Origin of the sequence: Pseudanabaena mucicola FACHB-723 (genome assembly GCF_014696385.1) — a bacterium.
Taxonomy (GTDB): domain Bacteria; phylum Cyanobacteriota; class Cyanobacteriia; order Pseudanabaenales; family Pseudanabaenaceae; genus Pseudanabaena.
This window is the reverse complement of record NZ_JACJQB010000026.1, coordinates 35,151-47,983: the sequence shown is the minus strand read 5'-3', so window position 1 is coordinate 47,983 and position 12,833 is coordinate 35,151. Positions and strand designations below refer to the sequence as shown.

15 protein-coding genes and 2 pseudogenes are annotated in these 12,833 nt (G+C 42.1%); 12 read left to right on the top strand and 5 right to left on the bottom strand.

Annotated features, from left to right (window positions below; all coding sequences use genetic code 11):
* Window positions 1-155: 155 nt before the first annotated feature.
* The 3 genes from H6F41_RS12745 to H6F41_RS12735 all read right to left on the bottom strand — a co-directional run bounded on the left by H6F41_RS12745 (window position 156) and on the right by H6F41_RS12735 (window position 3,763).
* Window positions 156-2,102, bottom strand: coding sequence for a cation transporting ATPase C-terminal domain-containing protein (locus tag H6F41_RS12745; protein ID WP_190403852.1), 1,947 nt, complete (start codon window positions 2,100-2,102; stop codon window positions 156-158).
* A gap of 71 nt (window positions 2,103-2,173) precedes the next feature.
* Window positions 2,174-3,286, bottom strand: a complete 1,113-nt coding sequence (locus H6F41_RS12740; protein WP_190403851.1) for a DegT/DnrJ/EryC1/StrS family aminotransferase — start codon at window positions 3,284-3,286, stop codon at window positions 2,174-2,176.
* A gap of 51 nt (window positions 3,287-3,337) precedes the next feature.
* Window positions 3,338-3,763, bottom strand: coding sequence for a cupin domain-containing protein (locus H6F41_RS12735; RefSeq protein ID WP_190403850.1), 426 nt, complete (start codon window positions 3,761-3,763; stop codon window positions 3,338-3,340).
* Window positions 3,764-3,951: 188 nt separating this feature from the next.
* On the opposite strand from H6F41_RS12735, the gene H6F41_RS12730 reads away from it, so the two are divergent.
* Window positions 3,952-4,518, top strand: coding sequence for a peroxiredoxin (locus H6F41_RS12730; protein ID WP_190403849.1), 567 nt, complete (start codon window positions 3,952-3,954; stop codon window positions 4,516-4,518).
* A 5-nt stretch (window positions 4,519-4,523) separates the two neighbouring features.
* Window positions 4,524-5,420 carry an alpha/beta hydrolase gene (locus H6F41_RS12725; RefSeq protein ID WP_190403848.1) on the top strand — a complete coding sequence of 299 codons (897 nt, stop codon included), beginning with the start codon at window positions 4,524-4,526 and terminating at the stop codon, window positions 5,418-5,420.
* Between the two features lie 5 nt (window positions 5,421-5,425).
* Here H6F41_RS12725 and H6F41_RS12720 read toward each other — a convergent pair whose 3' ends face one another.
* Both H6F41_RS12720 and H6F41_RS12715 read right to left on the bottom strand, forming a co-directional pair.
* Entirely contained in the window at window positions 5,426-6,295 is an 870-nt protein-coding gene (locus tag H6F41_RS12720; RefSeq protein WP_322095917.1) for a SirB1 family protein, read from the bottom strand.
* A gap of 36 nt (window positions 6,296-6,331) precedes the next feature.
* The gene (locus tag H6F41_RS12715) at window positions 6,332-7,171 is read right to left on the bottom strand and encodes a helix-turn-helix domain-containing protein (RefSeq protein ID WP_190403847.1); all 840 of its coding nucleotides are present in this window, start codon (window positions 7,169-7,171) and stop codon (window positions 6,332-6,334) included.
* A gap of 221 nt (window positions 7,172-7,392) precedes the next feature.
* On the opposite strand from H6F41_RS12715, the gene H6F41_RS12710 reads away from it, so the two are divergent.
* The 10 genes and pseudogenes from H6F41_RS12710 (at window position 7,393) to H6F41_RS12665 (ending at window position 12,672) form a co-directional block, all read left to right on the top strand.
* A complete protein-coding gene (locus tag H6F41_RS12710; RefSeq protein WP_190403846.1) occupies window positions 7,393-7,659 on the top strand; it encodes a DUF29 family protein in 267 nt (88 codons plus the stop codon).
* A 15-nt stretch (window positions 7,660-7,674) separates the two neighbouring features.
* Window positions 7,675-7,998, top strand: a complete 324-nt coding sequence (locus H6F41_RS12705; protein ID WP_242023033.1) for a nucleotidyltransferase domain-containing protein — start codon at window positions 7,675-7,677, stop codon at window positions 7,996-7,998.
* Window positions 7,973-8,386 (top strand): annotated as a pseudogene (locus H6F41_RS19020) (HEPN domain-containing protein). Before H6F41_RS12705 ends, H6F41_RS19020 begins: the two are co-directional and overlap by 26 nt.
* Window positions 8,387-8,392: 6 nt before the next feature.
* Window positions 8,393-8,611 carry a hypothetical protein gene (locus tag H6F41_RS12695; protein ID WP_190403845.1) on the top strand — a complete coding sequence of 73 codons (219 nt, stop codon included), beginning with the start codon at window positions 8,393-8,395 and terminating at the stop codon, window positions 8,609-8,611.
* A gap of 6 nt (window positions 8,612-8,617) precedes the next feature.
* Entirely contained in the window at window positions 8,618-8,899 is a 282-nt protein-coding gene (locus tag H6F41_RS12690; protein ID WP_190403844.1) for a BrnT family toxin, read from the top strand.
* A complete protein-coding gene (locus tag H6F41_RS12685; protein WP_190403843.1) occupies window positions 8,874-9,209 on the top strand; it encodes a helix-turn-helix domain-containing protein in 336 nt (111 codons plus the stop codon). The genes H6F41_RS12690 and H6F41_RS12685 overlap by 26 nt, the downstream gene beginning before the upstream one ends.
* Window positions 9,210-9,211: 2 nt before the next feature.
* A pseudogene (locus H6F41_RS12680) lies at window positions 9,212-9,490 on the top strand (ATP-binding cassette domain-containing protein); the annotation flags it as partial.
* A 127-nt stretch (window positions 9,491-9,617) separates the two neighbouring features.
* A complete protein-coding gene (locus H6F41_RS12675; RefSeq protein ID WP_190403841.1) occupies window positions 9,618-10,568 on the top strand; it encodes a glycosyltransferase family 2 protein in 951 nt (316 codons plus the stop codon).
* 15 nt (window positions 10,569-10,583) lie between these two features.
* On the top strand, window positions 10,584-11,522 hold the full coding sequence (locus H6F41_RS12670) for a glycosyltransferase (RefSeq protein ID WP_190403840.1): 939 nt from the start codon (window positions 10,584-10,586) through the stop codon (window positions 11,520-11,522).
* A gap of 22 nt (window positions 11,523-11,544) precedes the next feature.
* Window positions 11,545-12,672: a glycosyltransferase family 4 protein gene (locus H6F41_RS12665; RefSeq protein ID WP_190403839.1), complete on the top strand. Its 1,128-nt coding sequence runs from the start codon at window positions 11,545-11,547 to the stop codon at window positions 12,670-12,672.
* The last annotated feature ends 161 nt before the right edge of the window (window positions 12,673-12,833 follow it).

The window sequence follows — 12,833 nt, the reverse complement described above, 5'->3', positions numbered from 1 at the left end:
AGAACTTTAGACAACGCTAATGCGAGAATTCATCTTTGCTTTATTAGGCTTATGCTTAAGCGCCTTGCCAAAGCTTCCTAAGATACCAAATGGGTTCTATACCCTTTCTCAGTGGAGTGGATTTAAATTTGACAGTTGCCAAGATTTTTGATGGCTTAGTTTTTAATCAACTCTTGCACCCAAAATACAGATGTAGCACTAAGAATAGCGATCGTCCATTCGATACCATTGAGAGGCACTGTCACCATCCAGTCACTAAACCAAGGCACTTGGACAAAGGCAATTTGACAAGTGCTGACAAAGGAAATGCTGAGTAGTAACGGTAAATTGCCAAGGACACTTTGACGAGCGATCGCACAGGCGTGAAAAATTTGGCTAAAGCCAAGGGTGACAAATGCCATTGACCTTGCCTGAGATAGTAATGACGGTTGTCCTTGATATTTCATCCAAAAAACTAGAGAAACTGCGGTGACAGTTGCGGTGACAGCCAACAAGATGCGGAGATAATTGCTGGGGCGCAGCATCGTTTGAAAGCGATGGGCTGGTTGACCTAAGAGACTTTCATGGGTTGGCTCTAGCACGAGGGGGAAGGCAACAAGCGGTGTGGCGATCGCTCCAATCCAAAGTAACTGTAAGGGTACTGCGGAGAAACCCGCTGCGGCATCAATCAGGGTCAGGCTCGCCAGCGTAAAAGAACTTGCGGCTGTCATTAGAGCTGTGCGTTGCAACCGATCAAAGGTGGCGCGACTTTCGAGAATTGCGATCGGTAAATAATGGAAGTCTTCTTTGGGCAAAATTAGCCCCGCACTATCTTGTAATTCTTTGCGACAGGTGCGATCACAAATTCCGACATCCGCAGTTCTCAATAGAGGAATATCTTCAACATCGCTACCAATAATCGCTACAGCATGATTGGAAGTTGAGTAATTGCCTTGCCATTGCCGAATCCGTTCTTGCGGGGCATCAAAATAGCTATAGGTGGCAATTCCAATCGCCAGCCCAAAGGCTTCCGCATCATCCGCCGAAGCTCTAATTAGCCCTTTCCATTCGATGCCTGCGCGACTCAAATTATCAAAGCTCAGCACCACATCCGACTCAACGATCGGCACAATGGTTGTTGTTCTGGCGATCGCATCTAAAACTGAAGGAAATCTTGCCCATAGCCGCTGTTTGGCGAGATCAAGCATTCCCGACAATTGTACCTGAGTGGCGATGCGTAACAGATTTTGCGGATAGGTACTCACCATCAGCACTGCCGCCATCATTGCATTGATTACGATCCCCTTTTGCCATGAAAATGCGATCGCAGCCGTGATCACCAACAATAACACCCCTAGCCAGACTTGGCGTAGCTTTTGGAGTTCAGCATGAATTACCGAAAAAGGCTTTTCGTGATTTAAGGCGGACTGTTCTTGGGTAAAGCGACTCGTCGCAATTACAACCCCCTTTGCCATGCCTGCGGAAATTTCTGTCCCTGCATAGATCATATTGCTGCATTCAAGGGGTGGCGTTTTTTCCTCGAAGGTAAGATCAGCTTGTTTATAGCAAATTGCCTCGCCGCCCAAATTAGTCTGATTGACCCGTAGATCCTCTGAGGTTTCAATCACCCGCAAATCCACATTGGGGCGCTCCCCTTCTCGCAGCACCAACACATCCCCCAACACCAAATCCCTCGCGGGTAGTTCTATTTCCTCGCGATCGCGCAAGACTATCACTGAAGTAGATGGCTCATTTTGGCGACGTTGCGGACGATCTCGACTGACTTTCTCTCTAGTTTTTGCAGACCACAGCGAGATGCCAATACCGATCGCACTATGGAATCCACCCACAAAAATAATTGCCCAACCCTCTGCCCCTTGCCATTGTAAATATGCTGCTGCGCCCAGCAGCATATAGGTTAAAGGGCTACGCCAAGGCTGTAAGAGAATTTTGCTAAGGGGGCGCGATCGCGGCAATTTATTCGTTCCCAGTTGCCTGAGTCTTTGCCTTGCATTTACATAGGACAAGCCTTCTACCGAAGATTCCAAAGCCGCTAACACTTGTTCCACACCCATGGAATGCCAAGATTTTTGGATATCCGATAGAAAGTCAAATTTGGTCATGGGTTGATCCTGAATTCAAAACCAGATCTAAGCCCTGTGCCGCACGTGCAGAGTGTGTCACAGGGCTTAATTTATTTAAGAATATTTGCTAAAGTGCTGACGACACGCTGTTGTTGTTCCTCGGTTAATTCTGGGAACATGGGCAACGACAAAACGCGATCGCAAATATCTTCAGTCACAGGAAAATCACCCTTCTGATAGCCAAGATGGCGATAAACCGATTGCAAATGCAAGGGCAAAGGATAGTAAATCATCGTGATGATATTTTGTTCGCGGAGTTGCGCCTGCACATAGTCGCGCTTGCCATCGCCGATACAGACTGTGTACTGATTCCAGACACTTCCGGGACAATGGTGTGGTGTGACAAGGTGGGGAATATTTGCATCCTTGAGTAACTGCGTGTAGCGATCGCTAATTTGGCGACGTTGCTGATTCCATTGATCGAGATAGGGCAGTTTTACTCGCAACAGCGCTGCTTGGATCGCATCAAGCCGTGAGTTCATGCCGATGTATTCGTGGTAATAGCGCTTGGGGCTACCATGTTCGCGCAAAATTTTTAATTTTTCGGCAATTTGGGCGCTATTTACGGTCATCATGCCACCATCGCCACAACCGCCCAAATTTTTGGTGGGATAAAAACTAAAACAGCCTACATCACCAATATCACCAACGGTTTTACCTGCAAAGGTTGTACCTGTTGCCTGAGCGCAGTCTTCGATCACATAGAGATCATCTTTGCTAGCGATTGCCATTAACTTGGTCATATCGGCGGCGCGACCAAACAAATGTACGGGCATAATCGCCTTAGTGCGATCGGTAATGGCTGCCTCTAGCAAGTCCATATTCATATTGAAGCTATGCGCCTCAATATCGACAAATACTGGCTTTGCCCCCGTCATACTAATCGTTTCGGCACTGGCAAAAAATGTGAATGGTGATGTAATCACCTCATCGCCCTCGCCAATGTCTAAGGCACGCAGTGCCAGATACAGAGCGTCAGTACCTGAATTGCAGCCAATACCATAATTGGAGCCAATATATTGAGCAAATTCATCCTCAAACTGGCTTACCGCCTGTCCGCCAATATATTGTCCCGATGCTAGTACATCTAAAGCGGCTTTGTTTAGTTGGTCACCAATTTGCTGATACTGTTGCGATGCATCAAAGGGAGGGATTTTATTCACGTTGAAACGATTCTAGGTTGCCTCAACTATTTTAAACGCGATTATCGCGAATTAGCCCTTTTCGTGACGAGCATAGTCATCTTGGAAGCGAATAATATCGTCTTCACCTAAATATTCACCATTCTGCACCTCGATCAAGATCAACGGAATTACTCCCGGATTTTCGAGGCGATGGGCAGTACATTTGGGGACATAGGTGGATTGATTGGAGCTAATCATCATTTCTTTGTCGCCGCAGGTAACTTTCGCTGTTCCTGAAACTACGATCCAATGCTCACTGCGGTGATGGTGCATTTGTAAACTGAGACGATGCCCTGATTTCACCTCGATCCGCTTAATTTTGTAGCCGCGACCTTCTTCTAAGGTCGTAAATGTACCCCAAGGGCGTTCGACAGTGTTGTGGATATGGTGAGTGCTTTCGCCACCAAGACTGACCATGGTTGCGATCGCAGAAGTAGCTTCTTGTACTGGTGACATAGCGGCAATTGTAGAAAGCTGATTGATTTATAGGATAGCACCAAGACAAAATATCGCCATAATTTTAGGGAAGTTTAGGGAAGTATTGCCTTGGGTGCAAAAATCCCAAAATCAGTTTTTTGCAAGCCCACCGCAGGCAGGCTTGCAAATGCGAAAATCTAGATCAGTTTGTTGAGATTAAATGCGTTATGGCAGAATTTTTGCGTGTGGGCAATCCTGCTCCAGATTTTGAGGCGGATGCGGTTGTCGATCAGGAATTTACAAAAATTCGGCTGTCTAGTTATCAACAGCAAAAGTATGTGGTGCTGTTTTTTTATCCCCTCGACTTTACCTTCGTCTGCCCCACAGAAGTAATTGCCTTTAGCGATCGCTACGACGAATTTGCGAGACTCAATACTGAGGTAATTGGTATTTCTGTGGATAGTCAATACGCCCATCTGGCTTGGATTCAGACATCTCTTGCCGATGGCGGTTTGGGCGGCGATATTAAATGTCCATTGGTTTCCGATTTAACAAAGGCGATCGCAACTTCCTTTAACGTACTTGATCCCGTGGCAGGTGTGGCTCTGCGGGGTTTGTTTATCATTGATAAATCAGGGATCGTTCAACATGCAACGATTAATAATCTTGCCTTTGGACGCAGCATTGATGAAACTATCCGCACCCTTAAAGCCATTCAGCACACACAGCGTCATCAAAATGAAGTCTGCCCCGCCGATTGGCAAGAGGGCATGGCAACGATTAAATTTAGCTAAAATTTATGTCTGCGAATTTGTCAACCCACAATTCAAGTCAGCCCTTTGTGTTATTTGCTCAGCATGGCTGGGCAGATATTCCCAAAGACATTACCAACTTGGCTCGCGCCCTATCACGGGAAAACACCCTGATCTATGCCCCCGATCTTGGCATCATCGATACTTGGTTGATGATTGAGCCGTTAATCACAAAGGTGGAACAAGTGGCGCGGTCGGTGCTGCTTAAACATCCCGATTTGCCATGGCGGATTGTGGGGCATTCCATGGGCGGACTGATCTGGCTAGAGCTTTTGCATCGGCATCCTGAATGGTTGCCCCAAGTCCATAGCCTCGTTGTGGTCGGTTCACCTGTGGGCGGCTCCGATCTAGGACGACTTTACGACCCTTTGCGCCTATTTCCCCTGATTGCCCGCGACCTCGGCACAAATCGTCGCCTGATTGCGGAGGCAGTTGCTGCCCAAGTCCCCACCCTTTCGATCGTTGGCGATATTGGCAATCATACCGATGGTACTGTGCCAGTGGGTTGTTCGCAGTTTACCCATGCCAGCATGGTCTATCTGGATGGGATTCGTCATGCCACCCTCAAAAATCATCCGCGAGTCGCCGCCGCAATCCGTCAGTTTTGGGCAAATCCGACGATCGCACCGATGGCGAATGACCTTGCCTCACAGCTAATCGCTAAATTGCGATCGCAAGATTTAACGGAAACGCATAATCAAAATTTTAAAAAGGCAAAGTTGCTCAAAACCTATCCAGAGGGAATCAAGCTCTGGACATGGACAAATCCTCTGCAAATAGTTCATGTTTTCATCAGCGTTGATGAGCGCTGTGTTTACAGTGCCTATACGGGTTGGCAAGATCGCGCTAAATTTGCGATCGCACTTCAAGACTTATTAAAGTAAAGTGTCTAACCCTTCATTTCCGCAATTAGCTGCAAAATGATGCGGCTATCCTCGGCATAGGGGACATGCTGCAAATAGTTTTCCAGATCAATTCTTGCCTCAGTGTGGCGGTCAAGTTGATAGCAAATTAAGCCACGATCGCGCCACTGGGTAGGCACATCAGGATTAAGCATTAGCGATCGTTCAATAGCTGCCAATGCTTTAGCAGGGTCACGGCGGCGCAAGTAGATCAGCTTGAGGTTATTCAACATGCGATCGAGGATGCGGCGCACCGTAACAGGCTGCAAATATTCAGGCTGCAACGGAATTTCGTAGCCATAGAGCTGCGTCAGCTTTGCCGCACAATCTTCAGGAAAAAGGATTTCGCCTTTATTGTAAGGATCAATAAAAATCTCTAGGTCAGGATGTTGCGGACGAATAATAAAATGGCCGGGGAAACTCACGCCATCCATGGGAAAACCCAATCGATCGCCCACCAATATGTAAATCAATGATAGCGATAGGGGAATCCCCAACCGCCGATCTAATACATCATTAATAAAGCTATTGCGAGGCTCGTAATAGTCATGGTCATTGCCCCTAAAGCCCAGCTCCACAAATAGGTATTGATTAATTTCCTGTACCACCTTGAGCGGGTAAGGGATTTTGGCAATGCGGGGTTGTAAATCCGCCACCATGCGATCGCAAATTTCTCGATAATGCCCTAAATCCATACGTGGATATTCTTCCCATGCGATCGCCAAAGCCCCTTCGAGCAAATGGTCAACCGTCATTTGGGAATCAGGCGTATGGGCAATTTGCCAAAATTTCTGCCTCGCTGGCGAAAGAGTTAACACAGTATTCTTATCAAGATCCTTATCAATACTTGTTGTCACAAGTCCCGCGATTAAGTGGGACTTGTGGCGATAACGCTAGTTCAATGTATACACTTGACCGCTAAATAAAATGCGGGTGATGCCCTTCTGCACAAGTTGGGGACGGGTAATATGAATCAAATTGCTAGGAAACTTGATCACACGCTGATTGTGATACGAAAATCTTCTGGCCACCCGATGATTGTCAAAAATAGGAATCGTCTTTGACATGGACTCTTCAGGTGGAATTGCACCAAGATCCTTAAAGTCTTTGAGTGGACGGGTAATAATCTCGGCAATGCGATCAACAACGATATAGCAAATCAATGGCAGATCTGCCCGATCGAGCGGCAGTATTTCAAGGCTTTCGGTGAGGCTATGACCACCACTTAGCTCTGCAAACATCGGCAAGCTAGACTCGCTATCTTCGTCGGCAAAGTCTTCTAGCTCATCTTCACCCAGATCTTCTAGGTTATCTTCATCGACTAAATCATCCTCAGCTTCATCGTCATCATCATCTAACTCTTCTTCGATGTCGCTATCTGTTATATCTAGGGTCTCATCTAAGTCATCCATTGCGATCGCCGTTTCATCACCTTGGTCAAAATTATGATTGCGATCGTCGGCAGCCATTGACAAATCGTCAGGAATCAACGCCAGTTGATTTACCTGAAAACTTACCACTTCATGACTAATCCGCGATCCTCTTTTACCTTCAGCCTTCTTCTGACTGACCAATTGTCGATACTCCTCAGCAGGAATTAGCTCTTGTAGCAGTCGCAAGACTGTACTCGTACTAATGCCAAACTGCTTCGCCAACTGGGTCGTGGTCGCATCAGACTCACGATAGAGGCGAAGTATTTCTTGTTTATCATTCAGCGCAAGTTTAACAGCCATTGAGTTGGGATATCCCGAAACCGCATCTACGAACCAATGACTATCTTAACGCTTGAGCGTATGGGTTAGAGTTTTAGTACGCAACTATTTGTAAAGCTATAGCTGTTGCCAATCTTATTAGGACACAAAACCAGAAGATGAGTTGCGGCGCTTTGCGCCGCAACTCGCTTCTTAGGGGCACTGGTCAGCTAATCGGGGATGGGTTCTGAAACGTCCATTTCATGCAAACGAAAAAGACGCAAATACGTCGATCATTCTTTAACGGTTCAGTGCCGAGTTGGTTGGGAACGATTCAAATAGAGAGACTGCATATTGATGATTATCTAAGGGATAGTCCCAGCTTAAAGCGATATTTAACTGATGAATATTTGTGCGATGTGTACAAAATTGCTCGATTGGATGCAATCATTGACACAGATTTAGATATGCCTGTGGTTTGTCCTTATGCGATCGCCGATGTGTTGGAACGTGATATTAATTTGACTTAGTTATAAAGTGATTTGATGATGCAACAAGTAACCAGTGAGTTATTAGGGCAGATTACTCAAAAGCTGGCGGCAACTCTGAACCCAGAGCAGATAATTTTGTTTGGCTCCTATGCCTATGGTGAACCTAATGAGGATAGCGACATTGACTTGATGGTGATTGTGTCGCATTCTGATGAGCCACGCTATCGGCGATCGCGTTCAGCTTATAGGGCTTTGCGTGGACTTAGAATACCTACTGATGTGATTGTCGTAACGCGAGAGGAGGTAACAAGGAAGATCAAGGTGAAAAGTTCCTTGATAAGTCGAGTTATTCATGATGGGAAGATTCTCTATGGATGATGAGCTTTATCAGGAAATACAAGATTGGTTGTTCAAAAGTCAGCGAGATTTAGAATCAGCTAAAGTATTGTTTGACCATGAATTTTTCGATGTTGTCGTTTATCATTGCCAACAATCTGCGGAGAAAGCGTTAAAGGCTTATTTGGTGTATCAACAAGTTACCTTGTAAAAAACACATAATCTTGTTGTGTTGTTAGAAAGTTGCCTTGATTTTGATCCTAGTTTTGAGATATTACGGACTTCAGCAGAAGTTCTTACCCCCTATGCAACAGAGTTCCGATATCCTAGTGATATAGTTGCGCCTGATATATCTGAGGCAGAAGAGACTTTGATAATGGCTGATTCGGTTTTAAGTTTTGTGATTAAGTTATTACCAAAAAATTTCTAGCTAAATATGTCGGATACGGTAATCAAGGTTGAAAATCTGAGTAAGCGCTATGTGATTGGGCATCAGGCGCAGAATAGTAATGTGACTTTGCGGTATGCGATCGCAGATAGTGCAAGGTCTTTAAAAAAAAGGTCTTTCAACCCTAGTCAAAAGTTTGAAGATCCTACCCATGAGGAGTTTTGGGCGCTGAAGGATGTACTGAAATGCGATGTTAATTTGACATAGGGATCTATGGATTTCGAGTGGGACGATTTTAAGAACGAAAGATGCTTCAGAGATAGGGGTTTTGATTTTGCCTATGCAGTAAGAGCATTTTTTGATCGCGATCGCATTATTCATCTTGATAGGAGGTATAGCTATGGAGAAAACCGTTATCAACTAATGGGGATGATCGATAATCGCTTGTTTGTTGTGATCTATACTTACCGTAAGGATGTGATTCGGATTATTTCAGCCCGTAAAGCCAACTCTAGAGAGGTCAAACTATATGAAAATGACAAGGCTAAGGATTGATCCTACTGATACTGCTTTTTTTGAAATCGGACGTATTGATCCTGTGCGGGTTGATGCAACTACGGATGAAGAGATTGCGTTGCAACAGGCTCTAGATGATGCGGAAACGATGCAGGAAATGGCGAAATTTGTGCGTCGAGTGCGATCTCGATTGGGGTTAAGTCAAATAGAATTTTCTCGGTTGATTAGTGTTTCGGTGGATACTGTAAATAACTGGGAGCATGGCAAGCGCTATCCTGTTGGTACGGCTAAGGCACTTTTAAAGGTATTAGATCGGTTTCCTGAACAAGTTTTGGCGGTTTTAAGTTAAATATGTCCGATACTGTGATCAAGGTCGAAAATTTGAGTAAGCGCTATGTGATTGGACATCAGGCGCAGAATAGTAATGTGACTTTACGGGATGCGATCGCAAATGGAGCAAGGTCTTTAACACAAAGAATTTTTAACTTTAATCAAAAGGTTGCAAATCCTACCCATGAGGAGTTTTGGGCGCTGAAGGATGTGTCTTTTGAGATCAAGCAGGGGGACAGGGTTGGCATTATTGGGCACAATGGGGTGGGGAAATTGACTTTACCTGATGCTGTGATGAGAAAATATTTTTTAGTCATTAGAGATTTATTGTTTCGTCAAGAGTATTTTAAAAAACTTGGGAAATTTTTTGTTTGAGATACCACTCATAAAATTATTAAAGATATCTAATTAATAACAAATCTTAAGTATGATCAAAGAAAATATCCACATTATCATTCCCGTCCATAACCGTAAGGATATTACTCTGAATTGCTTAAATACCTTAGAGCATAACGGTGATCTTGCAAAGTATTATGTGATTGTTGTTGATGATGGTTCAACAGATGGCACTAGTGAAGCTATCAAATCTCTTTATCCAGAAGTGGTTATATTAGAAGGAGATGGTAATTTGTGGTGGACAGGTGCAATTAAAAAGGGGATGGAATATGCTTATGAAAAAGGTGCAGAATATTTTATTTGGCTAAATGATGATTGTTTAGTAGCAAAAGAATCAATCAATAATCTAATTGTTTTTTGCAAACAAAATACTAAGACGATCATTGGCTATCAAGGTTATCAATCTACAAACTATCAGCAAATTGCTTTTGGAGGACATCGAAAAAACAAACAAATTTTAAAATATCCAAGTAAACCCCTATTTGAACCCATCAATTGTTCACAGAATGAAATTGAGGAATGTGATATGTTGAACGGTAATTTTGTATGCTTACCCAGAAGTGTTATTGATACAACTGGATATCCAAAATCTAACTTATATCCTCACTATCTTGGAGACTTTATTTATATTACTCAAGTTCAGAAGCAGAGATTTAAAATATATGTAAGCAACCAGTATTTAATCCTTAATATGTTGTCAGGATTTTCTAATTTAAATCCTCAGAATTGGCTGATTCAAGAAGGGAAAACTCTTGATATTTTTAGACTAATGTTTACGCATCAATCTCTCTTATCTTGGCGTGTATGGTTGGTTTATCATTTAACAGAATACTCATATTTTAAAGGGCTCATAAGTTTTATCAAATATTACGGATGTCAATATTTTGTTCCAATTGTATTTATAACATTTCTGCGATTTTTCTCGCAGTCTTTTCGATTGCGAGTATCAGAGTTCAAACGCAGATTTATCACATATTTTTAGGCAGAATTAAACAACATGGATCAATACCCTACGGTCAGCATTATCACACCTATATATAATTGTTCATTTAATATTGTAGATCTTATTTTAGCATTACAATCTCAAGATAATCCAGATAATGAACAGAGAATAGAAATTATTATTGTTGATAATAATTCAATCGATAACTCATTAGAAATCGCTAAAAAATTCACGTATTTCTCTAACATTACAGTCGTTAATCAAATCCAAATCCAAAGTGTTGCCGCCACTCGCAATAAAGGTATTGAGATTGCTACGGGAAATATACTTGCTTTTATTGATGGTGATTGTATTCCAGAATCTGACTGGTTACGACAAGGTATTCAATGTATGCAAGACAACAAGGTAGATAGAGTAGGTGGGCGAATTAATATTAGATCTCTTACCTGTAACAGTTCAATTTATTCTTTGATTGAGGCTCTACTTTGCTACGATCAAGAAAGTGCAATAAATGGTGTAGGTGCTTGTATCACACCTAACTTGTTTGTGAAACGAGATGTTTTTGAGAAGGTTGGTACATTTAACGAAACTTTTCCTGAAGCATCAGTTGAAGACATGGAATTTGGGATGAGAGCGACTCGATTGGGGATCACTCTAGCCTATGCTGATAAGGCGATCGTCTGGCATCCCCCTCGCCAAACTTTTAAGGAAATGTGGCATAAGTCCAAAAGAAATGGGAAAGGAACTTTTATCTTGTGTGAACATAATTCCAAATGGGCTGGTAAATACGGATGGAAACATCCACTAAGATGCATTAAAATACTAGTCTCGCCTCGTAAACCAAACTGGAAACTGTTGCCATTTCCTCATCAGCAAATATCTTTAGCCACAAAAATCAAAATATACCTGATGTCATGGATAGTTATTAACATCGGTGAAGCATATGGGTATTTTCGAGCATGGATAAAGCTCAAATCCAAGAAGATATTTTAATGATTAAACAAAGATTTAGAAAATGAAAGTACTAATTATTCCTGAATTTAGTACCCAACAATCTGGGACGTTTCGTTTTTTTAAGACACTAATAAAGACCCACATTAATGATGGAATTGAAACGACTGTTATTCTAGAAAAATATCAATTAAGCTTTGCTCCAGTTCAACAATTAGAAGATCAGAATATTAAAATATTTGAAGTATCTAATAGAAGTAAGTTATTTAAACTTCCTTACTTATCACTAGCTTTTGATATTTTTACTGTCTGGAATTGCTTTAGTACATTTAAGCCAGATATCATCCATGTTTCTAACGGAACTCCAGGATTGATGTTGGGAGTACTTCTATTTCCTTGTTCGGTAGTGTTTACCATGCATACTTATCCCATCTCAAAATTGTTTATTAGTAAGCTATCAATTCTGTTAGTGGGAATCTATCACTTAATTTCGCATTTTGCAAAACAAAATAAGAGTTTTAATAAGCAATTTGTTACTGTGTCTCAATCCTCAGCGGTCATTATTAGTAAATATTTTAAGATTCCTCGTCAATTGATCGACGTTATACCTAATGGAGTGCCGTATTCTGATAATTACTCAAATCTAACTTCACAAACGATTTTAACTGTAGGTCATGTTATGTGGTACAAAAATCCTGATATTTGGTTAAAGATAGCACAAAAATCAATTCAGAGAAAGCCGTCACTAAAATTTATTTGGTTAGGGACGGGCGATCTATTGGATAAGATGAAAGAGGAGGTTGATAACCTTGGTTTATGTCATCAAATATTATTTAAAGGTAGTTGTGAAGACGTTAACTCGTATTATGTTGAAGCTTGTATATACCTTCAGCCTAGTTTAGTGGAAAGTCAAGGGATTGCAGTTTTGGAAGCTATGAGCTACGGTTTACCCTGCGTTGTTTCTGACGTAGGCGGATTGTCAGAATCAGTTATAGATGGCAAAACTGGATTCATTTGTTCTAGTCAAAATGTTGATGAATTTGTGTCTAAGCTATTTACCTTGCTAGAAAATACAACTTTAATGAAGCACATGGGGGATGCGGGAAAGCAAAGGGTAACTGAATATTTTTCAGAACTAAATCAATCACAGAGTTTTCTAGCCCTATACCATAAGATTCTTGAGAAATCTTGAGACTATGTTGACAATCATCCTTATAAGCAAGAATATTATAAATATTTAGCTCTAACACCTTGGTACAGATATAAGCCAGAGAAAATTTTAATTTGTTTACAGAAAAGATAATTCGTGTTTACGCTCTACCTTTTTTTTGAAATTTCTTAAACATTTATATC